Source organism: Pseudoalteromonas sp. DSM 26666 (assembly GCF_900116475.1).
In the GTDB taxonomy this organism is placed as follows: domain Bacteria; phylum Pseudomonadota; class Gammaproteobacteria; order Enterobacterales; family Alteromonadaceae; genus Pseudoalteromonas; species Pseudoalteromonas tetraodonis.
In genome coordinates, this window is the sequence record NZ_FPAR01000006.1 from 194,950 (window position 1) to 219,000 (window position 24,051).

A 24,051-nucleotide genomic window follows, 5' to 3' on the forward strand; every position below is an offset into this window, starting at 1 on the left:
TTTTTAAATGAAATACCAAGAAAACACAGCTGCCTGCTTGACCGGAACTTTCTAATGGGTGACCCCTTTGGTTTTCTTTGGTTTTTCAAAGTGAGTTTAAAAAGTAAGAGCACTTGGTTTTTTAAATTGAAAGATCAAGAAAACACAACTCTGCCTGCTTAACCGGAACTTTCTAATGGGTGACCCCTTTAGTTTTTACTCTTCCCAAGCCTAATTCAAATTGACAAGAATAAATTGCTTTATGTTTTATATCTTCAATTTTATCTGTCAGAAATTTTAGTAATTCAAAGTCATCTGAAAGCCTTTCTTGCACTTGATAATCTAACTCAACAACATTACTTTCTAAACACTTAAAGCTTTCGACTCTCACAGTTTTTGCTAAATTTGTATTTCGTACTTTATCTGCTAATTTGTCAAGGCAAAATATAGCATTATGGAAATTAGAACGTTTAACGTCCCCACCCTTTATAGCATTTAATAAACATACTACCCCCATAACATACTCGTTATTATCAGTACAGAGCTTATATATATCAGCTGTTATCTCAACTGAACGTTCAATTAATGGTTTTCTTCTGCTGGCTCTTGTAAGCTTAATCTGTTTATTGACCAGCTCATGAACTTCAATTAACAATTTCACTTTTCTTTCAAATTGATTAGTATTTACAGCCTTTCGTTCTTTTGCGTCAGCCAATCGCTCAAGCCAATCAAGCTTCAAACCAAGGACTTCTAATGCCAGCTTCGATATTTCGATAACTCCAGAGTCAGTACCTTTCTCTAATTGATATAATAAGTCAAATAATTCTTCTTTTTTCTGACCATTTTCATAGGCTTCCTGCAATTGCCTTTTAACAATTCTATTATCGACTCTGGGATCATAAAAGTTCAATCTTGCTTTCATCAGTAATAAATCTTTATTCTTATGGAATGAAACTTTTTTTAGTAATGCATCTACTGTTTTCATAGCCCCATCATAATCTTTCGCATACATCAGAGCTAAAGATTGATTAATTGCCTTCCCAACCTCATTATGCATTTCGGATTTTTGATTCCTAAGTAAACTTTCGTACTTTGCTTGGTAGCTTCGAAGAATAGTACCGCCCTTTGGTAAATATTTTTCAGGGTTAGTCTGAAGCAATTCCTTCAGGGATAAACTGATATTAAATCTAGGCTGTTCTTCTATAATTCTATTATCTTGGATTAAGAATAAAGAGCCTAACTCTTGAATTATGTCATCTAATTCCTGCATATCTATTTCAGATATCCTAGCAATTTCTGGTTGGGAGGCTGTTCCTGAGACACATAAAACGAATAAAACTTCCTTGCTTAGAGTTGATAGCTGGCTAATTTCCCGATCTAAAGCAGCATTTCTTACAGCATCACCTGAATGCCCTTTCCATTTATCAAGCGCTGAAGTAAGGGAGTTACCCGTTTTTAGTAATCTAAATACTGACTCAGTGAAAAGAGGGGATCCTTCTGAAGCCAACTCTAATTTATCTATATTACTTTTACTAAATACCGGGCGCTTATATCTTTCGCACAAACTTTCCGTATATTCTGAGTATTCATCCCCCTTAAGACCAGGTACTTCTATAGATGTATCAGACGAATAACTCACATTAGCTCTTGTTGTTAGTAAAATCTTCGTTTTATTTGTACCTGTAATTTGACGGGAAACTTCTAATATCCGTCTTTGCTCGTTTGGTTCTGATGAGTCCACATCATCAATTATTATAAGAGATGGAATTATTTGCAATTGTTGAGCTGCAATTCTTTTTAATTCGTTTAATGATAATTCCTCTAGATCTTTATCTAAAGAGCCAGTACGTTTACAGATCTCAGTCAATAGGGTCTCAGCATCATAAAAATGCGTTTCTGGTGTCGATACATATTCATTCATTTCAGCCCTAAATTGTTGTTTCTTAGCTGTTAGCCATATCAACTGCTCAAATACTCGTGCTCCAGAACCGACAACCAACTGGCTGAATTCATAAGCAATCGATGTTTTCCCTCTGCCACCTTCACCAGCCAAAACTTTCGCATATACAAATTCATCTGATAACCAAGACCATAACTCTTGTATAATTTCATCTCTTCCTATAAATTCAGGGCAAATAAAAGTCTTATCTGGCAAGTTATGAGAAATAACATGACGAGAAGTATCACTAATTTTATCATCCGAAAAAAATACCCTATCGCCCATAATGAACTCAAAATCTGATTGAGTTGAGGCTCGAATGCATTCATCATAACGGCGAAAAAAAGTTGCATGTTTTGGGAAAATTTGTAAAGTTTTTTTGCTTTTATTCTCCTGTGCTTCCTTAATCGTTGATAACGATTGTTTGTCGATCTCCCTCTTTGGTATTAAAAGTAAACCAACCGTGACACCTTGAAAGCTAACATCTTGAAAAACTATATTAATTCTTTCACCTAAGAACTTAGATAAATTACCTTTTAAGCTTTGCAAATCAAGTAACTCTGAATTTATTCCAGAAAGAATAAATTTTTTCTCACTCTCTATTTCGTGTACACCAAAAATTAAATACCCACCATAAGTGTTATACATGCTTACAATTTGTTTAACTGTTTTAGCGGAATCAGCATTAGATGAATCATAGCTATGTTTATAATCCCACAGCTCACATTCATGAGCTAAAAAGCAATCACCATTGTATAACGCCTCAATAACTTGAACACCAACAGTGCCCTTTTTTATATAATCATATATTTGTTTTTTCGCTTCAATAACATCCATGCTTATAGGCCAGGTTAGTTTAAATACTTAACATCGAAATAAATTAGCATGGATTTATTTAAAAACAACAAGTTTGAATAAATTTATATTTTGAAATAAATCAATAACAAGCAGAATTCTGAAAAATACAGAGAGTCAGGTCTTGCTTCTTGCCAGAATCAAAGCTCCAATCTCACGTTAACACCCTTCCCGCCATCATGCCCTGAAAATAATCAATTGATGAGTAATGCATTTCATGGATGAAATGAAAGCCATGCTTGCACATGGATGTGCTTTCATGGCGTTTACGTTCACATCAATTGTGCATTGAAGGATTAAGGGTGATGCTCGGGTGCGCTGGGAGAGTCCAGAGAGGGGTCAGCGGCAGCCCCTCTTTGTCTGCCGTCGCCAGCGCGACAAAACCTTGAATAAGGTTTCTATTCTCTAAAAACAAACGCATTCAGGATATCAGTGATATATGCTAAAACACTAATCCGGTTTATGCCCGCGCGCCAGCAAGCTGTGCGCCTACGGTGGTTAACTTACCACTGGTGTTAAATCATTCCTGCCTAAAGCCGACTCCTATAACAAAATTTACCCTCGCTGTAGCGCGAAGCGCCTCTGTGATCTCTGTGGTGAAATTCTTTTTCTCGCTTTTTTTGCCCTAAAGGACGACCTACAAACAATGCATATTTACGTGCTTGGGAGGTGGTAATGATATTGGAGAATCGTTGGGTTTCGTTTCACTCTACCCAACCTACCCCATATAATTTATGGCGAATCACCACACACAAAAAAGCCGTTGCATTGCTGCAACGGCTTTTATTGTTTCGATAAATCCCACTCTACAGTGGAACTTACTACCCATTAAAGTTCAAAAATTAGTCGCGGTATGTCTCAATCGGAGGACATGCACATACTAAATTACGGTCGCCGTATACGTCATCTATACGTGTAACGGTTGGCCAGAACTTGTCTTTAGCAACTGCTGGCACTGGGAAAGCAGCGTAAAAACGGTCATACGCACGATCCCATTCATTACCTAACACATCGGCTTGCGTGTGCGGTGCAAAAACAAGCGGGTTGTTTTCGATAGACCATTCACCTGAAATGATTTTATCGATTTCACCTTTAATCGATACCATCGCTTCGATAAAGCGGTCAATCTCGCCCTTAGACTCAGATTCTGTTGGCTCAATCATTAATGTGCCCGCTACTGGAAACGACATTGTTGGTGAGTGAAAACCGTAATCTTGTAAGCGCTTAGCAACGTCCATTTCAGTAATGCCTGAGGCTTCTTTTAATGGGCGTAGGTCAATAATACATTCGTGAGCAACGCGATTATTACGGCCACGGTATAAAATTGGGAAGTGCTTGCTTAGCTCATTGCTTAGGTAGTTAGCATTTACAATCGCCATTTCTGTTGCTTGTTTTAAGCCCTCAGAGCCCATCATGGCAATGTAAGCCCATGAAATAGGTAAAATAGCTGCAGAGCCGTAAGGCGCTGCCGATACTGCGCCGTTACCAGCATTAGTACCTGGTACGTTAATTACACTGTGGTTTGGCATAAATGGCGCTAGGTGCGATTTAACACCAATTGGGCCAACACCTGGGCCACCGCCGCCGTGTGGAATACAGAAGGTTTTATGTAAGTTTAAGTGCGATACATCTGAGCCAATAAAGCCTGGGCTAGTAACACCTACTTGGGCGTTCATATTTGCGCCATCCATGTAAACTTGGCCACCGTGCTGGTGAACAATTTCACATAGCTCACGAATCGTTTCTTCGTATACACCGTGGGTAGATGGGTACGTTACCATGGCACATGATAGGTTTTCAGACACCTCAGCAGCTTTGGTTTTTAAGTCTTCCATGTCGATGTTGCCGTGTTTATCACAGTTAACAACTACAATTTTCATGCTCGCCATTTGTGCCGACGCTGGGTTAGTACCGTGCGCAGAACTTGGAATTAAACATACATTACGGTGCGCATCCCCTCGTGACTCGTGGTATTTACGAATGGCGATTAGGCCTGCGTATTCACCTTGCGCACCTGAATTTGGTTGCAATGAAACTGCGTCGTAACCGGTAATGTTAACTAGCCAATCGTGTAGCTCGTTAATCATTATTTGGTAACCTTCTGCTTGGTCTAGCGGGCAGAATGGGTGAAGGTTTGCAAATTCAGGCCAGGTAATTGGGATCATTTCAGCGGTCGCGTTGAGTTTCATGGTACATGAACCTAACGAGATCATAGAGTGATTAAGCGCTAAATCTTTGTTTTCAAGGCGCTTAATATAGCGAAGCATGTCTGTTTCGCTGTGGTAGCTGTTAAAGTTTGGATGCGTTAGAATTTCATCATCACGCACTAGGCTTGCAGGAATAGAGTCACTGCCATTTGCTTCAACATCCGCAGCAATTGCATCTACGCTTAGGCCGTGGCCTTCGCCTAAAATAATATCAAATAACTCGGCAATGTCTGCACGTGTTGTGGTTTCTGATACTGAAATTGAGTATTCACCCGCATGGTTAGCAGCAAAGTTAACACCTTTAGCCACAGCACGGGCAATCACGTCAGCTCTGTTTTCATCAACAACAGTTAATGTATCAAACCAGGTAGTGTGCTTAAGTGCCACGCCTTTTGCTATTAAGCCAGTTGCTAAAATATCAGCAAAACGGTGTATACGCTGCGCGATGGTTTTTAAGCCTTGCGGGCCATGGTATACCGCGTAAAACGCCGCCATGTTCGCTAGTAATACTTGCGCAGTACAAATGTTTGAATTGGCTTTGTCGCGGCGAATATGTTGCTCACGGGTTTGCATTGCCATACGCAGTGCATCGTTACCTAAACGGTCTTTTGATACACCAATAATACGCCCTGGTAATGAACGTTTGTAAGCATCACGTGTTGCAAAAAATGCAGCATGTGGACCACCGTAACCCATAGGCACACCAAAACGCTGAGCAGAGCCAAGTACTACGTCGGCGCCTAATTTACCTGGTGCTTTTAATAGTAGTAAGCTCATGATGTCGGCTGCCACACAGGCAATCGCTTTTTTGCTTTGTACGCCAGCTATTAGGTCAGTTATATCAACAATTTCGCCTGATGTTGACGGGTATTGGAATAACGCACCAAAAATGTCGTGGTTCACGGCATCTGCGGCTTTACCTACAATAATTTCAAAACCAAATTGCTCTGCACGGGTGCTCACTACGTCAATGGTTTGCGTGTGTACGTCGTCGGCAATAAAGAACGCATTGGCTTTTTTAGCTTTAGATACACGTTTTGCAAGGCCCATTGCCTCAGCTGCAGCGGTTGATTCGTCAAGTAATGAGGCACTTGCTAAATCTAGGCCGGTAATATCTAGGGTCATAGTCTGGAAATTTAATAGTGACTCTAAACGCCCTTGTGCAATCTCTGGCTGATACGGTGTGTACGCTGTGTACCAACCAGGGTTTTCAAGTACGTTACGTAAAATTACGTGCGGTACGTGAGTTGGGTGGTAGCCTTGGCCAATATACGATTTGAAAACTTTATTTTTGCTTGCTACTGATTTTAAGTAGCTTAGTGTTTCAACTTCGGTGCGGCTTTCGCCGATATTAAGACCTTGCTCAAGACGAATACCAGCAGGTACAGTTTGACCGATCAGCTCTTCAACGCTCGATACTTCAAGAGCGCTAAGCATGTCGTTTACTTGCGCTGGGCTTGGCCCAATATGGCGGCGAATAAAATCTTGCTTTTGCTCTAATTGTTCAAGAGATTTGGCGTTTGACATGTGTCCAGATTCCTATGATCCTAAATACTAATGGGTAACTAGTATTGATTAAAATATGTGATGATTTGGCAACTTACTGAGTATGGTAATAAGCTGTAAAATCATAAAAGCCCCAATGTTTTAAATAGAGGGGCTTTTAACTAACTAACGATTACTCTTCGTCAATAGTGTGTGCGTAGCCTTCTGCGTCGAGCAAGTTATCAACTTCAGATTCGTCAGATGCTTTAATGCGGAATAACCAACCGTCGCCGTAAGCGTCGTTGTTTACTGTTTCTGGAGAATCTTCTAGCTCTTCGTTAATAGCAACAACTTCACCGCTAATTGGTGCGTAGATGTCTGACGCCGCTTTTACTGACTCAGCTACTGCACAGTCTTCGCCTGCATCGACTACGTCGCCAACTTCTGGTAATTCAACAAATACCATGTCGCCAAGCAGCTCTTGGGCGTGCTCAGAAATACCAACAGTGTAAGTGCCGTCGCCTTCATTACGAACCCACTCGTGTGAAGGTGCGTATTTTAACTCGCTAGGGATATTGCTCATTTTGTTTCATCCTTTGGTTTAGATTGGGAGAATACCAATAAATGAGGGTGACCTATTTACTGGTATAACCAAATTATTTAGATTATTGATTTACCGTTACGTACAAAGCCCGATTTAACTACTTTTACGTTAACTAATTTTTTACGCATTTCTACTTGAGCTGTGTCGCCGGTTGAACGTGGCACACGTGCTAATGCAACACTATAGCCCAATGTTGGTGAGAATGTGCCAGATGTAATAACACCTTCGCCACCATCAACAATTACTTTAGAACCACTGCGTAGTACGCCTTTTTCTTCAAGAATAAGACCTACTTGCTTGTGAGTACTTTTTTCTGCACGTTGTTTTACCAAAACATCACGACCAATAAAGTCACGATCTTCTGGTTCCCATGCAATAGTCCATGCCATGTTAGCTGCCAGTGGTGATACGCTTTCGTCCATATCTAGGCCGTAAAGGTTCATACCTGCTTCTAAACGTAGTGTGTCGCGCGCGCCTAAGCCCGCAGGCGCTACACCGGCATCAAGCAATTGCTGCCATAAATCGGCTGCTTGCTCGTTTGGTACTACAATTTCGTAACCGTCTTCGCCAGTATAACCTGTTGTAGCAATAAATAAATCACCGGCTTGAACACCAAAAAATGGCTTCATGCCTTCAACTGCAGCTTGCTGGTCTGCGTTTAAAACCTGGGCAGTTTTAGCGCGTGCATTAGGGCCTTGAACCGCAATCATGGCGAATTCTGGGCGCTCAGTAACCGTTACTGCAAAATCGCTCGATACCTTAGCTAAATGTGCTAGGTCTTTTTCACGGGTCGCTGAGTTAACCACTAAGCGATAAAATGTTTCGCTAAAGTAGTAAATAATTAAGTCGTCAATTACACCACCTTGCTCGTTAAGCATGCCGGTGTAAAGCGCTTTGCCAGGTACTGTTAATTTAGCAACGTCGTTAGCCACAAGCTTGCGTAAAAATGCTTGTGCTTGCTCACCTTGTATATCAACAATGGTCATGTGCGATACGTCGAACATGCCCGCATCGTTACGTACGGCGTTGTGTTCTTCTATTTGTGAACCGTAGTTAATTGGCATTTCCCAGCCATGAAAATCAACCATTTTTGCGCCGGCTTCAATGTGCTTTGCATGTAATACTGTTTTAGAAGTCATAATATTCCTTCACTTTTAAATTAACCCATGTGTGTGGGCGTGGCCTCAATTGAATGAGGGGGAATAACATGGTAGCCATTAATACGCCTACCAAATTGTAATCTTTAACAAAAATATGTTTAACGAATTAAACAGCTTAGGTGTTAGTAACACTAAAGCCTTGTTGCTGCATATACTGTTGCCACTTATCAAGCGTAGGCGTTTTAGCAATCACTATAAACTGCTGCTCGTTGTTTTTATCTACCGCGGTAACAAACACTTCGCCACTTTGCGCGCCATAACAAAGCTGCGCATCAGCAAGGCGTAAGCCAGGGGTTAATTTAAACGCATCAACTAAGGTATCAAAGGCGTTGCTACCGGTTAAGGAAAAGGTTGCTAAATCGGTGCGTACCACAAAGTCGATATCGTACCTAAGTTGTTGCTCGTTAATGAGTGCTTGTAATTGCAAGCTGGCACTTACTGGGAGTACAAATCGAAAGGCGGTTTCGGTAAAGTAGTAAACGGCGTAGCTAAAATCAGAATTTAAATCGCCATCCAATGTGCCTTTGAAACCAAAGCCACTGGCGGTTAGTTTGGTGAGGTCATGACCTAAAATCGCACTTAAAAATACCGATGCTTCACTGCCGCTAAAATCAATAACAACGTGGCTGTTATTAGCTTGTAAGGCATTAATAACCGCGCTGTTAGCGTTGCTATGGCGGGCAAACATTATCGGGTTAAAAGTCATAACAAATACCTATCTATCTTTAATAGCAAAAGTATATTGCGCAAGGCTTACAACAACAAATTGTAATTACTTATCAATTGATAAATAATACTTATATATATAGCCATATAAATAGTAATTTTAAATATGAAAAACATTTCAACCGACAGTTTACGCACATTTGTTATGGTGGTTGAGGTAGGTGGATTTGCCAAAGCAGGCGATTTACTTGGCCTTTCGCAACCGGCGGTAAGCTTACAAGTAAAACGTTTAGAAGACTTATTAGGCTATAAATTATTTAAAAAGCAGGGACAACGCCAAGTACTTAATCAATATGGTGAACTGTTACTGCCTATGGCAAAACAAATGGTGCAACATAACGATGCCATTTTACAGTTATTCACCTCAGAAAGTGTGACTGGTAAAGTGCGCTTAGGGATCCCTAGCGAATTTGCAGCACGTATTTTACCCTCTATTATTGGCGACTTTGTGGCGCTCTACCCTGATGTATCGTTAGAAGTGAAGTCACGTTTGAGTAAACACTTACTTTCGGATGAGCGCCAAGATCAATTTGATTTAGTACTGGCGCTAAATGAGCAGCTTGACTCAGAAAAGTTCCCTATTTTTATTCAAGACCAATTAGTGTGGGTTGGCGATCTTTCAATGGCGCAAAATGAAACCGTTACCTTAGTAACAGCACCTGAAGGCTGTATTTATCGCCGCAGAGCAACCCAAGCGCTTGAAAAAGCAGGTATTAAATACCGTATTGTTTACAGCAACGCCGATTTAACCGGTTTAATTGCGGCATTAAAAGAAGGTTTAGGTATTACTGTATTGGCAAGAAGTACGGTGCCGAACGATTTAACCTATCAATTACACACTAAAAATTTACCTGCGCTCGGTAGCATTGGCATTAGTTTAGTTAAAACTGCCCGCGAACCTGAAAACGCCGTGTTTAAACTCGCTGAGTTTATTAAGCTACGCTTAGGTTATCCCACTGCTTAAATAACCTGAACTCTGGATAATAAATCTATCTCAAACAGCGTTCAGGTTAAATGAACCGCCACCAGCCAATACATTATCCCTGTTTTTATAAAACAAAAATAAACACCTAGTTAAAAATGTTATAAAAACAGCCTGTTTTTACGACAAATGTAAATGATAGTAAAACTTAATAATATTGATTCTCATTCGTTAACATGTTTAAATTACGCCAATTTCAGTAGTTGAACTATTTTTAGGGTAATCAATGTCACATAAATTTTTAGTTTCTTCGTTAACTGCAGCTGTTGCGCTGTCTTTAAGCACAACAGCAATGGCAAAAGATGCCGACAAAGTTGAGCGTAACTTTGAACAAATTACCGTTATTGGCTCACAAGCCGCTATTAACGATATTCCAGGATCTGCTACGTTTATTTCAGATGCAGAATTGCAAAAATTCGAATTTACCGATATTTCTCGCGTATTAGCATCTGTACCAGGTGTATACGTTCAAGAAGAAGATGGCTACGGCCTGCGCCCTAATATTGGTATGCGCGGTACAGGTACTGGCCGTAACGACAAAATTTCTGTGATGGAAGACGGTGTACTTGTTGCTCCGGCTCCTTACTCTGCGCCATCGGCTTACTACTTCCCTACTATGGGGCGTATGGAGTCAATTGAAGTACTAAAAGGTGCTGCCTCTGTTAAATACGGCCCGCGTACAACCGGTGGTGTACTAAATTTACTTTCTCGCAGCCTGCCAACTGAGCCAAATAGCTCAACAGGCATGCTAGATGCAGCCCTTGGTAGCGATGGTTACTACAAAGGTCACGCTTACTTCGCAAAAGAAAAAAACAACACTGCAGGCTTAATTGAAGCGTTTTCTTACGGCGCTGATGGCTTTAAAGAATTGCCAGTAGGTGATGACAACACTGGTTTTGAAAAAAACGATGTATTGGTAAAGTTTGGCCATACCTTTGGTGAAAACGATGCGCATAACATTGAGTTCAAAGTAAAGTACTCTGAAGAAACATCAGACGAAACTTACATGGGTTTAACCGATGCCGATTACCAACAAAACCCGTACCGTCGTTATGCGGCATCGCAAAATGATGAAATGAACACTCGCCATAATGCATACCAAGTAAACTATGCATACCGTTTTGGTGAAGGTTATGAAGTTTTAGCAACCGCTTATCTAAACGACTTCCACCGTAACTGGTATAAAGCAAGCAGTGTTGGTTCAAACACACTTGAGCAATACAGCGAGTTTGAAGCAAACCCAACAGCTGCCGGTATTGAAAATATAGGTGTTAAAGCCAATAACCGTGACTACCAAGCCAAAGGTGTGCAGTCTGAATTACACATCCCAGCGGGCGCTCACTACATTACGGTTGGCGTACGTTACCACGAAGACGAAATGGATCGTTTCCAGTGGGAAGACAAATACACGCTTAATCAAGATTTAAGCATGACTCTTACCTCACAAGGCGCTCCAGGCTCTAACAGCAACCGTTTAGACAGTGCAAAAGCAAGCACGCTATTTATTCAAGACGAATGGACAATGGATGCATTAGTAGTGAGTGCTGGTCTTCGTTATGAAGACATAACTATTACCCGTGAAGAGTGGGCTAAGTCAGATCCAACCCGTAGCCTAGGCTTAACAAAAGATATCTCTAATGATACTGAAATTTTAGTACCGTCTTTAGGTGCTACTTACACACTTAACGACAATGTTACGTTACTTGCTGGTATTCAAAAAGGTTACGCCCCTGCAGCACCGGGTAATGCCGACCAAGACGAAGAAGAAAGCGTCAACATCGAGTTTGGCTCTCGTTTTAATGCGGGCGGTTTTAACGGTGAAGTAATTGCGTTTTACTCTGATTACGACAATATGCATGGTAACTGTACTGCATCAGTAGGTTGTAATGACGATAACATTGGTGACCAATACAACTACGGTGAAGTAGAAGTATCGGGCTTTGAATTTAGCGCAGGTCGTACGTTTAATACTGCATCGGTTGCGTTCCCAGTAAAATTAACTTACACCTACACAGATTCAGAATTTAAAAACACGTTTGATTCAGAAATTTGGGGCTCAGTAGAAAAAGGCGATGCAATGCCTTACGTACCTGAGAACCAGGTTGCTTTATCGTTTGGCGCAGAAGTGAATAACTTTGTGGTAAATAGCCAAATACGTTACGTGTCTGATGCACATGCTGATTTAACTAACTCAGGCTTAAATGCGATTGATAGCCGTGTTGTATGGGATTTAGCTGCTAAGTACTTAATCGACGAAAACCAAAAAGTATACCTAAGCGTAGATAACTTGTTTGATAAAACCTACATTGCTAACCGTGCAAATGGCGGTATTCAACCTGGTAAGCCACGTTCAGTACAAATGGGCTACTCTTACAGTTTTTAATAAAGTGCTAACTTAAAAGTACAAAAAAGCCGAGGTTGATTAAATCAATCTCGGCTTTTTAATGCCTATGTAATTAATAGGCTTAATTTGTTTCTGCGCGCTGGCGTAATACTTCAAATAAACAAATACCGGTTGCAACCGATACATTTAAACTTGAAACAGTGCCCGCCATTGGAATTTTAACGAGTACATCACAGTGCTCACGGGTTAAACGGCGCATACCCTCGCCTTCAGCTCCCATCACAATCGCCATTGGGCCTGTTAAGCTGGCATCAAATACATGTGTGTCGGTTTCACCGGCTGTGCCTACAACCCATACACCTGCGTCTTTTATTTCACGTAATGTACGTGCAAGGTTAGTTACCTGAATAAGCGGTACCGTTTCTGCTGCGCCACAGGCCACTTTACGTGCCGTGCCATTAAGCTTTGCTGACTTGTCTTTAGGAACTATCACCGCATGAACACCGGCAGCATCGGCGCTACGTAAGCAGGCACCTAAATTATGCGGATCGGTAATGCCATCAAGTACCAGTAAAAACGGGGTGTCTTCGCGTTCAATGATCTCATCAAGATCTTTTTCGTTAAACACACGTGCCGCTTTCACGTTGGCGATAATGCCTTGATGTTGTTCATCTTTCGCTTTGTTATCAAGCGCTTTTCGTTGCATAAACTGTACTGAAATACCAAACTGACGCGCTTGCTCAATCACCGGCGATAAGCGCTTATCATCACGTCCTTTAAGGGCGTATATTTCTATAAAACGCTCTGGCTCTTTTGCCAAAATTGCTTCAACAGAGTGAAAGCCAAAAATTAATTCATTACTCACGAATTGTTTGCTCCTGGGCTACTACGTTTACGGGCATTTTTACCTGGTCTTTTAGGCTTTTTGACCGCTTTCTTTTTGGTTTTTTTCTTAGCGGTGGTGTCATCCGCTTTTACTTTTGATTTGCTCGCTGATTTGCCTTTTGCAGCAGGCTTTTTACTCGCCTTTGGCTTTTTGTCATCACTTGCTGACTTTTTACCCGGGATTTTACCGGCTTTAAGCTGCGAGCGAACGCTCGCTGGAGCATTTTTTTTAGGTGCACGACGACGCGCATAACGATCTTGGGCAACATCGCCTTTAAGCGTTAAGTTTATACGACGATCATCTAAGCTTACCGAGGCAACTTGTACAGTGACTTTGTCGCCTAAACGATAAACCGTATGTGTGTGTTCACCCACCAAGCAATGTTTAGCTGCATCATGCTGGAAATATTCATCACCTAAATTAGTAACATGAATTAATCCATCAATTTGTAAGTCATCTAAACGAATAAATAAACCAAAGTTAGTAACCGATGAAATAACCCCGTTAAACTCCATGCCTACATGATCTTGCATGTATTCACATTTTAACCAATCGGCTACTTCACGGGTGGCATCATCTGCGCGGCGCTCAGTAGTTGAACACTGCTCACCAAGTTGATCGACTTCATCATCGCTATAAGCGTATTCACCAGAGGTTTGCTGCCCTTGTGCTTTTAATACGGCTTTAATTGCACGATGCACCACTAAATCTGGGTAACGGCGAATTGGCGAGGTAAAATGTGCGTAAGCCGATAATGCTAAACCAAAGTGGCCTATGTTATCTGGCTGATAAACCGCTTGCTTCATTGAGCGTAGCAACATGGTTTGAATAAGTTCAGCCTCTGGGCGGTCACCTAAACGAGCCAACACATGGGTAATTTCTTTTGGGGTTGGTTCATCACTTAGCGTGCTTTCAATCCCCAGCTCAGTTAAAAACTGAGTAAAGTTACCCAGCTTTTCACTATCGGGTTCATCGTGTACTCGATACAGTGCGCTGGCTTCGTGTTTTTCAAGTAATTTAGCCGCCGAAACATTGGCTAAAATCATACATTCTTCAATGAGCTTATGCGCATCGTTACGAATAACTGGCACAATTGATTCTATTTTACGCTGTGCATTAAATACAAAACGGGTTTCGAGTGTTTCAAACTCAATCGCACCACGCTCTTGGCGCGCTGCTTTTAATGCCATGTACATTTGCTGCAAATCAGTTAAATGCGGCACTACAGCTGCGTATTCTTTACGTAACTTTTCATCGTTTTGTAAAATGGCATTTACTTTGGTGTAAGTTAAACGTGCATGTGAGTTCATCACCGCTTCGTAAAACTTATAACCTGAGAGCTTACCCTCTTGCGATACGGTCATTTCTGCAACCATACACAAGCGATCAACCTCAGGGTTAAGCGAGCACAAACCGTTAGATAATACTTTTGGTAGCATTGGAATAACTTGCTCAGGGAAATACACTGAGTTACCGCGCTCTATCGCTTCTTTGTTAAGCGGCGTGTTCATACCTACATAATGTGATACATCGGCAATGGCTACCCATAAGCGCCAGCCACCCGACTTTTTAGGCTCACAGTATACGGCATCATCAAAATCACGAGCGTCTTCGCCATCTATGGTCACAAGCGGTAAGCCGCGTAAATCAACTCGACCTTGTTTATCGGCTTCTTCAACAAATTCACCTAAGTGGGCAACTTGTTGTTCAACCTCTTCAGGCCATACGTGTGGAATATCGTGATTACGCAGCGCAACTTCAATTTCCATACCCGGCGCTAAATGCTCGCCCAGTACGTCGATAACTTTACCTACCGCATTCATATTACGGCTTGGATTTTGGGTTATTTGCACTTGCACCATTTGGTTATGACGCGCGCCTTTTTCGTTACCCGGTAGAATAATAATGTCTTGGGTAATGCGCGGATCTTCAGCCACAACAACGGCAATACCATGCTCAACAAAATAACGCCCTACAATGGGTGCGCGCTCGTTAGTGAGTACTTTGATGATGCGTGCGTCGCATTTTGAGCCTGAGCCGCGTTTAGTGCCTTTGGCAAGAACGATGTCACCGTGTAGCACCATATTCATTTGATGCTTGGCAATAAACCAATCTTTGCTCTCGCCTTCAACTTCTAAAAAGCCAAAACCGTCTCTGTGACCGACTACTTTGCCTTTGGTTAAACCGGCTTCGTCAATCAGGGCATAACATTTAAATTTATTAAAATACAGCTGCCCATCACGCTCCATGGCGCGAAGTCGGCGCTTAAATGCTATTTGTCGTTCTTCATCGTTGACTGCGAGTTCTTCACATAGTTGTGCGTAGTTAGCAGGTTTGGAACGCTCTTGCAGGTGAGTAAGTATAAACTCACGACTAGGGACTGGGTTTTCGTACTTTTCTTGTTCTCGACTGAGATTTGGATCTTGGTTTGACATTCACTATCTTGTTAGTTGGTTATGTAAGTATTTTAACTCATATACTCGCAATGAGACAGGTAAAAGCCATTAAACTTTTAATAAAGCGTTATTACCTTTTGCATTTTGTGAAAATATAACTAAATAACGCTTAACATGTACTTAATTTAAGAGCTTAAAAGTGAGTAAAATAGCAATGCTGATGTTTACTCACTTTTATATAAACAGCTTACTTTTGCTGTAGTTTCTTCCACAATAGCGTGCTGATGTGTTCAATAAAAGCCGCATCTTGTGCAGCCATAACATCGAGTATTGGTTTGTTCATTTGGCTTTTGTTTTGAGAGTATATCCAGCGATCTTTATTAAAGCTTTGCGCAAACTCTAACACACCCGTTTGCAAGGCTTGCTCATCAGCAAAGGTGGCCTCTATAACGTTATGTTGTAATAATTTTTGCGCATCAACGCGCTCACCGGTCATGGCTAAACGATTAAAAAATTGCTGATCTATGGCTTTATTAATAATAGGAAACATAGACGGTACAAACGGCACTAATACATCGACTTCGGGGAAACAAAAGAAGCCTTTGTCTGATTTCATAAATCTAAAATCACAGGCACACGCCAGTACCGAACCATTACCATAAGTGTGGCCGTTTAGCGCGGCAATAATAGGCATAGGAAAAGTTACAATACGTTTAAACAAGGCACCTATCGAGTTCATAAAATCGGCAATTATTTGTGGTGTGTTGTCAGGGTTTGCCATCCACTGTAGATCAATGCCTAACGACCAACTTTTATCGCTACTTGAGGTTAGCACCACCGCTTTAATATGCTCGTTAGCCTCAATCGTATGTAGGTGTTGATTAAACTCGTTTATAAAGGTTGGATTATGGCGGTTTTCTGCTGTATTCATAGTAAGGATAGCCGTGCTTCCTTGCGTGGTAATTTCTATTAATGCTGTCATTAGACCCTCATTTAGTGCTTTTAGCTGCGCTTTTAGCACTTTTCATTACTTTTATAATTATAAATAGAATAGTAATACGTTGTATGAAATTTATAAAGCGTCTATTTTTGTAACCATTAAAGGAGCGAGAGCTTAAGCCATAGCGTTTAAATATTCGCGCAATTACAACCACCCTTTTTGTCGGGCTATACGTGCTGCATCAATTCGGTTTGTGGCATTGAGTTTAGCAATTGCATCGGATAAATAATTACGCGTTGTGCCTTCACTTATATAAAGCTGTTTTGCTATTTCGCTGGTTTTTAATCCATCACTTGCAAGTTTTAACGCTTTGCGTTCTTTATCTGTGAGTGGATCGGTATCGTCTAATGCGTTAATTGCCAGCTCTGGGTCAATCACCTTTTGCCCTTGCATTACTTTTTTAAGCGCATTGATTAGCTCTTCGCTTGGCGCTTCTTTTAAAATAAAACCTTTAACACCCGCACTTAAAGAACGCCTAATATAACCGGCTCGCGAAAAGGTGGTCATAATTACCATGTTAATTGCAGGGTGCTTAGCGGCTATTTGTTCACTAAGCTCAATACCATTCATGCTTGGCATCTCTATGTCTGTTAAAACAATATCTGGGTGTAAGTCTTCACTAAGCGCGTTGATTTCATTTAACGCATCTTGGCCATTACTTGCTTGACCAATCACCTCAATATTGAAATCAAGGCTTAATAAGGCTGCAACTGCGTCGCGAACCAGCGCTTGGTCTTCAACTAAATATACTTTGATCATTTTAAATCCTCAGCACTCAGTGGCAGCACAACAGTTAAAGTAAATGTGTCGCCACAGGTAAATGTTGCATTGCCATTTAATTGCTCAGCCCGCTCTTTAATGCCATTTAAACCATTACCTGCTTTTAATGTAGTGCATGGCGCATTATCAATAACGTTGATAATTAATTGCTGCTTTGTTTGCTCTATATTGATAGAGCCGTTTTTTGTACTGCTATGGCGTAATAAATTAGTAACCGACTCTTTAATAATAAGGCTCGCAATGCCCTCTACTTTAACGGGTAAGGTCGCTAAATTAACGTTAAATTTTATGTTAAAACCTTGCGCTATAAGCGTTTGTTTTAGCTGTGCGATTTGGCTCACTAGATCGAGTTGCTTTAAATCGCTTACCGCGCTTCTTACATCACTAAGCAATTGCCTTGCAAGGTTTGCTACTTGGGCAATTTCGTTATTGGCCTGATCGTATCGCTCGCCTTGATTTAGTTTATTCGCAAGCTCAGCTTTTAAAGCTATTGACGACAATGAATGACCTAAAATATCGTGTAAATCTCGGGCTATGCGCTCACGCTCAGCAATGGCTGCTAGCTGCTCTAATTGCTTTGCGCTTTCTTGCTCACGAATTTTATGTAAATGCTCTCTTTTTGCCGCTATACCATAGCTAAATAGGGCCGCACATAAAATTAAAGCCACCGCTAAAAAGTACTCAAGCTTAGCTATGTCACCCACATAGGAGCTTAGCAAAACAGTTAAAATTATCGCTAATGCGGCATAAACTCTTTGATAATTGCTATATGTATAGCCCGCGACATAAGCTATAAAGCCAAATAAGGTTGGTGTACCAGCGCTATAAAAAGTGGCACTAAAACACACCAGTAACATAGCGATAAATAACTTAGTTACTCCCCCATTTTTGCAATTTATTGCTTTTACATATAACAATATAAACGCAATATAAAAGGCTAAAGACAAGGTGATTTGATGAGCCGTAAAGTTAGCAAAATCAATGATCATCGGGAGTAAATAAAAACCGGTAAAAACTAAATGACCATATTTCCAAAAATCTTTATCGCTTTGCTGAGAAAACCTGTTAACCGAGCTCATACCAATACCTCTGGCCTATTATTTTTATTTATAGCACTCTTTTTATTAATAAATACAAATAACATAAAAATGCATACGAACATAAAACAATCTACATAAGTGATGGTAAAACTTAGTGTTTCTAAAAAATCGCTAATGCTTAAGCTTGTTAAAATTAAAGAATTCATAACACCCTCCAATATAAGTAAGGTAACTATGCCAGTGGGTAAAATAGATAAGAGTGTGAAATGTCATTAACTTGGCTGACATTTGTCATGAAATAGAAAAATTCATCTTCTGAGTGTAAAAGCAATGCTAATATAGCCAAAAAAAGTGACCTGGAAATTTAATGCAGTCCCAACAACAAAGCTTAATTTACTTACACATTGCCGTACTTTTATTTGGCGGTACCGCCTTATTCGCAAAGCTAATTGGTTTGAATGCATTAGATATTACCGCTTATCGCGCGGCTATCGCTGGGCTGGCAATTTGTGTGCTACTAACTTTGCAAAAAAAACCAATTAAGCTGCATCGCGCTAAAGATTATGTGATTGCCATTTTATTAGGCGTTGCCGTAGGTATTCACTGGGTAACCTATTTTGCAGGCATGCAATTGGCGGGAATTACCGTGGGCATGTTAGCCTTTTTTACCTATCCCGTGATCACGGTATTTTTAGAACCCCTATTTAATAAAAGTAAGCCCAAAACAAAAGATATAATAAGTGCTGTGGTGGTGATTTTTGGCATTTATTTATTGATCCCTAACGTTAATTTAGGCGATGACATCACTTTAGGTGTTGTGACGGGCGTGGTATCAGCATTATTTTTTGCTCTTCGTAATATTACTCATAAACGCTACTTTAGCGAGTATGGTGGACCGCAAACCATGTTTTACCAAACCTTAGTGGCAAGCCTGATGCTGTGTGCTTTTATTGAAGTGCCCATAACAGAAATTAATGATACTGATTTAATATTGCTGCTTATTGCCGGTGTGGTGTTTACTGCGATGCCGCATTCGTTATTTGCAGCGAGTTTAAAACATTTATCAGCAGCGACCGCTGGATTGATTTCTTGCTTACAGCCCCTTTATGGCACAATACTGGCTATAATTATTCTGCACGAACGCCCCTCAGTGATGACCCTGATTGGTGGCGCACTGATTGTTAGTGCTGCGTGCTTTGAAACTTGGTCAATTTCACGGAAAAAGCAGCCATGAAAATATTTGCACATAGAGGCGCAAGCACACACTTCCCCGAAAATACGCAAAGCGCCATTATAGCGGCGTTAAAAGCGAATGTAGATGGCATTGAGGTTGATGTACAAAGCGCGCTTGATGATTACGTTATTATTCACGATACCTACCTCGATAGAACCACTAATGGCAAAGGCAAAGTGTGCGACTTTAGTGCCCAGCAAATTAAACAGTTTGATGCAGGAAATGGCGAACAAGTCCCTACTTTGCAGCAATTAATAGACTGGAATAATAACCAAACCTTACTCAATTTAGAGCTAAAGCATACCTTTGAACTTGAAAAGTTTGCAACCGTGCTTGAAAGTAACATTGCGAACAAAAAAATAACCGCAGACAATATTTTAGTTTCATCATTTAATCATCATCAACTACACTGGCTAAAGAGCCGTTTATCGTGGCTTAAAATTGGCGCACTTACTGCATCAATTCCATTGCAGTATGCAAAGTTTGCACAAGACTTACAGGCCTACAGCATTCATATTGACAAAAACTTTATGAACAAACCGTTTGTAGACGATGCCAAAATGCGCGGTTTACAAGTATTTGCTTACACCGTAGATGAAGTCGAAGATATTAAACTGATGCTTGCCTGTGGTGTTGATGGTATTTTTACTAACGACCCTGAACGAACTAAGCATTATTTAGCGCAATTAAATGAACTATAACTAATTATTTAATTGCCATTTATGCTATAAAAACAATAATTTAGTAGGTCACTATTTAATGAGTAGCTACATGCATATTTATAATTTTTTAGAACAAACACTGTTTTATACTTTAACCCGAAAAATAGTTGGGAATTTAAGTTTTGTTTTTTTATTTCAAGCCATTACTTTGTTTTGGTTACACAGTAGTTTAACCGAAAACCAGCAAAGCACTGGCTTATTTTGGGCACTTGCGCTACTTATTATTGCAGGCTTTATTTTTACTATTTTTTATATGCGCTTTTTAATTGTGCGCCCGGTAAAAGCAATGCGCGATACGCTCATTAATATTAATCAACAAGATGCGAATTTAGCAGCCAAATTACCCCATTTCACGTTTGATGAATTTAGAGACTTAAGTGAGCAATACAATCAATTTACTACCCATTTAAATAGTTTATTAAGCACTACCTATACCAGCGCCCAAGAGAGTGTGCAGAGTAACAGCCAAGTAACGCAATCAATGCAACACACTGAACAATTGAGTGAGCAGCAAATTAATTTAAGCCACACCATTATTAATGCCAGTAATCAAATTACCCAAAGCCTGCAGGCTATAGTAAGCAACACTGATAGCGTACATCAGGTCAATAATGAACACCTTAATTTTGTAAAGCTCTCTGCTGGTGAGCTATCAAAACTAGTTGAGCAGGTAAGGCTTATTAATGAAATGCTGGGTAGTTTTTCTAAAACGATTGCGGGCTTGAAAGAGAACAGCGAAAACATTCGCAGTATTTTAAAAATGGTTGAAGAGTTTTCGGATCAAACTAACTTATTAGCACTAAATGCAGCCATAGAAGCGGCACGCGCTGGTGAAGCGGGGCGAGGTTTTGCCGTGGTTGCCGATGAAGTTCGTACCCTATCGGTAAAAGTAAGCGACGCAACACGCCAAATTAGTGATTTTATTACCCAAATGAATGAGCTCGTTAATGAAACGAATAAAGAGTCAGAGCAATTAATAAACCACTCAAATAATGCGCAAACATCAATTAACACCACCTCTGATGGGTTTGGTAAAATGCTCAATGAGTTTGAACTTAATCAACAACAATTGCAGCAAATAGCCAATGCCGTACACTTGCTCGAAGATACCCAAAACCAAACGCATGAATCGGTTGAGCAAATTGTGGCGCTAGGCGAACAAGCCAAGCAACAAATAGATACAGCACTGCATGATTCTGAACAATCACAAAAGCTAAGCCAACAAACCCAACAACAGTTAAAACGCTTTGTAGATTAGGCAATAATAATTTCACCCAAGCCGCGATTATGCTAAATTAAGCGGCTTGTCATTTAACTGTGTGAAGTATGTGAGCGACGTAAAACCAAACTATGAACAGCTAGCCCAGCAAATAAAATTATGGGGCCAACAACTTGGCTTTAGTGAAGTGGGCATTACTGACATTGATTTAACTAAGCATGAAGCACAGCTTCAGCGTTGGCTTGATGCAGGGTATCATGGTTCAATGGATTACATGGCTGCACATGGAATGAAACGCGCCCGCCCTAGCGAGCTAGTCCCTGGCACGCAACGAGTTATTTCAGTAAAAATGAATTACCTGCCGCCAGATTCAGGCTTTGCCAAAAACCTTAAAAATAACGAGAAAGCCTATATCAGCCGCTATGCGCTTGGCCGTGACTATCACAAATTAATGCGTAATCGGCTCAAACAATTAGGTAAAAAAATTGAACAGCAGGTAGGTGACTATGGCTTTAGGCCTTTTGTTGATTCAGCGCCAGTGCTTGAGCGTCAATTAGCTGAAAAAGCAGGGCTTGGCTGGCGAGGTAAACATTCTTTATTAATCAATAAAGAGGCTGGTTCTTGGTTTTTTTTAGGCGAGTTATTTGTAGATTTACCACTGCCTATTGATGATGAAAACACGTTCGAAGGTTGTGGTAAATGTGTTGCCTGTATAACCCTTTGCCCTACCGGCGCTATTGTAGAACCTTATGTGGTAGATGCACGTAAATGCATATCGTATTTAACCATAGAGCATCAAGGGGCTATTCCAGAGCAATACCGAACCTTAATGGGTAACCGCATTTATGGTTGCGATGATTGCCAGTTAGTGTGCCCATGGAATCGCTATGGACAAATTACCGACGAGCAAGACTTCCACCCCCGTACACAATTAAAAAATAAAGACTTACTCGCGTTATTTGCCTGGGATGAAACTACCTTTTTAACAAATACCGAGGGCAGCCCTATTCGGCGCATTGGCCATGAGCGTTGGTTACGAAATATAGCGGTTGGCTTAGGCAACGCAGATTTTAGCCCAGCGATTATTCATGCACTTGAAGATAAACGCAAAACGGTCAGTGACATGGTGAATGAGCACATAGAATGGGCACTTACCCAGCAACATGATAAACAAAGACAAAAGCTGCGCAAAACAGCACGGCTAATACGGATTGTTGAAAAAGGCCTACCCAGAGACGCGTAAGCCTATTGCCTAAAAAAACGCGACATAATGTCGCTGATACAAGCTATCTGCCTAATCGTAGCGACGAGTTTAGCCCGCGCCTCGCAGCCCGTAACCCGCACCTTTAACCTTTCAACAATAAAGCAAGATCTTGCTCTATTTCTGCAAAGGCTTTTTTAACTTGATCTACTGACTCCTGACGTGCAACCGAGTTTTGTATGGTTTCGTCTACTTTTTTATAAATAAAAATTTCTTGGTCTTCATCCAATCCCATAGTTGGGATCCGCTCTTCGAGTTCTTCTTGTAAATGCTTAAATACTTTTTCATTATTAATACGACTGTCGTTCAACATCCCAATTAAACGATGAAACTTACTATGCACAGTACCGGCAACTTTATTTAACCGCTCCTGCTGCGATACCAGCATCTGCTTAGTGGTAATGGCTCGTAATTGTTGCTCGGTTACACTTACAATAAAGCAAATATGATCACGTATGCGTCCGTGCTTTTGCTCGTCATGCTCTGGCATATTTAAAATCAGTAAACTCACAAGCTCGTAGTTCACCAAAATGCGATGAGAAAACTCATGCAGTCGTCCTTTGCTTTTAAGCATTTCAAATAACTCAATTACAATTGGCGAACACACCCCATTGAGCGCAAAGTGCGACTTAGTATCGTTACATCTAAATTCAATATTACTTTGTAAGCCAAATGCCTGTAAGCATTCTACTAATGCTTTTCCTAGCTCTTGTACATCGTTAATAAAACCAATATTTTCAATGTAATTTACTATCTGACCCATTTCGCTGCTATTTGCCATAGCATTAAAGGCGGTAGAGGTCGCTTCTTTTACTTGCTTTTCAAGCTGTTGTTTTTCTATTAAGACTTGATTTAGTTTATTCAGTTTTTGCTTTAATTCGTCGTGCCCAAACGGTTTTACAATATAGTCTTCCGCGCCTACTGAATAACCTTCCATGCGCTCCTCAACCGTACCTCTTGCAGATACAAACATCACGATGATGTCATGGGTATTGGGGTTAGCTTTAAGCTCTTTACATACTTCATAACCATTCATTTTTGGCATACTTACATCAAGTAATATAACTTGAGGCATATACTCTTCAACCATACTTAAGCATTCAGGGCCGCTTGAAGCTAGCTTAAGTTCAAAATCAAGATCCTCTAATATTTCTTCAATTATTTCGAGGTTAAATGGTTCATCGTCGACTGCAAGAATTTTAGTTAAAGCCATAATTTTTCATCCATATAAA

General features: G+C 40.6%; 17 protein-coding genes. 6 read left to right on the top strand and 11 right to left on the bottom strand.

Going from position 1 to position 24,051, the window contains the following annotated elements; all coding sequences use genetic code 11:
• Positions 1-172 precede the first annotated feature (172 nt).
• The 5 genes from BM380_RS12770 to BM380_RS12790 form a co-directional block, all read right to left on the bottom strand.
• Complete coding sequence (locus tag BM380_RS12770; RefSeq protein WP_090494699.1) at positions 173-2,755, bottom strand: RNA-binding domain-containing protein; 2,583 nt, start codon at positions 2,753-2,755, stop codon at positions 173-175.
• A gap of 860 nt (positions 2,756-3,615) precedes the next feature.
• A complete protein-coding gene (gene gcvP, locus BM380_RS12775; RefSeq protein WP_090494701.1) occupies positions 3,616-6,507 on the bottom strand; it encodes an aminomethyl-transferring glycine dehydrogenase in 2,892 nt (963 codons plus the stop codon).
• Between the two features lie 151 nt (positions 6,508-6,658).
• Complete coding sequence (gcvH, locus tag BM380_RS12780; RefSeq protein ID WP_013464091.1) at positions 6,659-7,048, bottom strand: glycine cleavage system protein GcvH; 390 nt, start codon at positions 7,046-7,048, stop codon at positions 6,659-6,661.
• 77 nt (positions 7,049-7,125) lie between these two features.
• Complete coding sequence (gcvT, locus tag BM380_RS12785) at positions 7,126-8,208, bottom strand: glycine cleavage system aminomethyltransferase GcvT (RefSeq protein WP_024601227.1); 1,083 nt, start codon at positions 8,206-8,208, stop codon at positions 7,126-7,128.
• A 136-nt stretch (positions 8,209-8,344) separates the two neighbouring features.
• Positions 8,345-8,935: a hypothetical protein gene (locus tag BM380_RS12790; protein ID WP_090494702.1), complete on the bottom strand. Its 591-nt coding sequence runs from the start codon at positions 8,933-8,935 to the stop codon at positions 8,345-8,347.
• Between the two features lie 126 nt (positions 8,936-9,061).
• Here BM380_RS12790 and BM380_RS12795 point away from each other — a divergent pair, with 126 nt between their 5' ends.
• Both BM380_RS12795 and BM380_RS12800 read left to right on the top strand, forming a co-directional pair.
• Positions 9,062-9,919 (top strand): LysR family transcriptional regulator, encoded by an 858-nt coding sequence (locus tag BM380_RS12795; protein WP_024601225.1) that lies wholly within the window; start codon positions 9,062-9,064, stop codon positions 9,917-9,919.
• A gap of 244 nt (positions 9,920-10,163) precedes the next feature.
• A complete protein-coding gene (locus tag BM380_RS12800) occupies positions 10,164-12,320 on the top strand; it encodes a TonB-dependent receptor family protein (protein ID WP_090494704.1) in 2,157 nt (718 codons plus the stop codon).
• 82 nt (positions 12,321-12,402) lie between these two features.
• Here BM380_RS12800 and rlmB read toward each other — a convergent pair whose 3' ends face one another.
• The 5 genes from rlmB to BM380_RS12825 all read right to left on the bottom strand — a co-directional run bounded on the left by rlmB (position 12,403) and on the right by BM380_RS12825 (position 18,422).
• Positions 12,403-13,146 carry a 23S rRNA (guanosine(2251)-2'-O)-methyltransferase RlmB gene (gene rlmB, locus BM380_RS12805; protein ID WP_008112440.1) on the bottom strand — a complete coding sequence of 248 codons (744 nt, stop codon included), beginning with the start codon at positions 13,144-13,146 and terminating at the stop codon, positions 12,403-12,405.
• Positions 13,143-15,602: a ribonuclease R gene (rnr, locus tag BM380_RS12810; protein ID WP_033104350.1), complete on the bottom strand. Its 2,460-nt coding sequence runs from the start codon at positions 15,600-15,602 to the stop codon at positions 13,143-13,145. The genes rlmB and rnr overlap by 4 nt, the downstream gene beginning before the upstream one ends.
• Positions 15,603-15,810: 208 nt before the next feature.
• Complete coding sequence (locus BM380_RS12815) at positions 15,811-16,545, bottom strand: enoyl-CoA hydratase/isomerase family protein (RefSeq protein WP_175527465.1); 735 nt, start codon at positions 16,543-16,545, stop codon at positions 15,811-15,813.
• A 162-nt stretch (positions 16,546-16,707) separates the two neighbouring features.
• Positions 16,708-17,322 carry a response regulator transcription factor gene (locus BM380_RS12820; RefSeq protein ID WP_013464084.1) on the bottom strand — a complete coding sequence of 205 codons (615 nt, stop codon included), beginning with the start codon at positions 17,320-17,322 and terminating at the stop codon, positions 16,708-16,710.
• Positions 17,319-18,422: a sensor histidine kinase gene (locus BM380_RS12825; protein ID WP_090494707.1), complete on the bottom strand. Its 1,104-nt coding sequence runs from the start codon at positions 18,420-18,422 to the stop codon at positions 17,319-17,321. The genes BM380_RS12820 and BM380_RS12825 overlap by 4 nt, the downstream gene beginning before the upstream one ends.
• Before the next feature lie 328 nt (positions 18,423-18,750).
• Between BM380_RS12825 and BM380_RS12830 the strand changes: the two genes are divergently transcribed.
• The 4 genes from BM380_RS12830 to queG all read left to right on the top strand — a co-directional run bounded on the left by BM380_RS12830 (position 18,751) and on the right by queG (position 22,801).
• Positions 18,751-19,617: a DMT family transporter gene (locus BM380_RS12830; protein WP_024601220.1), complete on the top strand. Its 867-nt coding sequence runs from the start codon at positions 18,751-18,753 to the stop codon at positions 19,615-19,617.
• Positions 19,614-20,318: a glycerophosphodiester phosphodiesterase gene (locus BM380_RS12835; RefSeq protein ID WP_013464080.1), complete on the top strand. Its 705-nt coding sequence runs from the start codon at positions 19,614-19,616 to the stop codon at positions 20,316-20,318. The genes BM380_RS12830 and BM380_RS12835 overlap by 4 nt, the downstream gene beginning before the upstream one ends.
• 58 nt (positions 20,319-20,376) lie before the next feature.
• Complete coding sequence (locus BM380_RS12840; protein WP_090494709.1) at positions 20,377-21,597, top strand: methyl-accepting chemotaxis protein; 1,221 nt, start codon at positions 20,377-20,379, stop codon at positions 21,595-21,597.
• Between the two features lie 70 nt (positions 21,598-21,667).
• Entirely contained in the window at positions 21,668-22,801 is a 1,134-nt protein-coding gene (gene queG, locus BM380_RS12845; protein ID WP_033104344.1) for a tRNA epoxyqueuosine(34) reductase QueG, read from the top strand.
• A 103-nt stretch (positions 22,802-22,904) separates the two neighbouring features.
• On the opposite strand, the gene BM380_RS12850 is transcribed toward queG, so the two are convergent.
• Positions 22,905-24,032, bottom strand: coding sequence for a response regulator (locus BM380_RS12850; RefSeq protein WP_090494711.1), 1,128 nt, complete (start codon positions 24,030-24,032; stop codon positions 22,905-22,907).
• Positions 24,033-24,051: the final 19 nt, after the last annotated feature.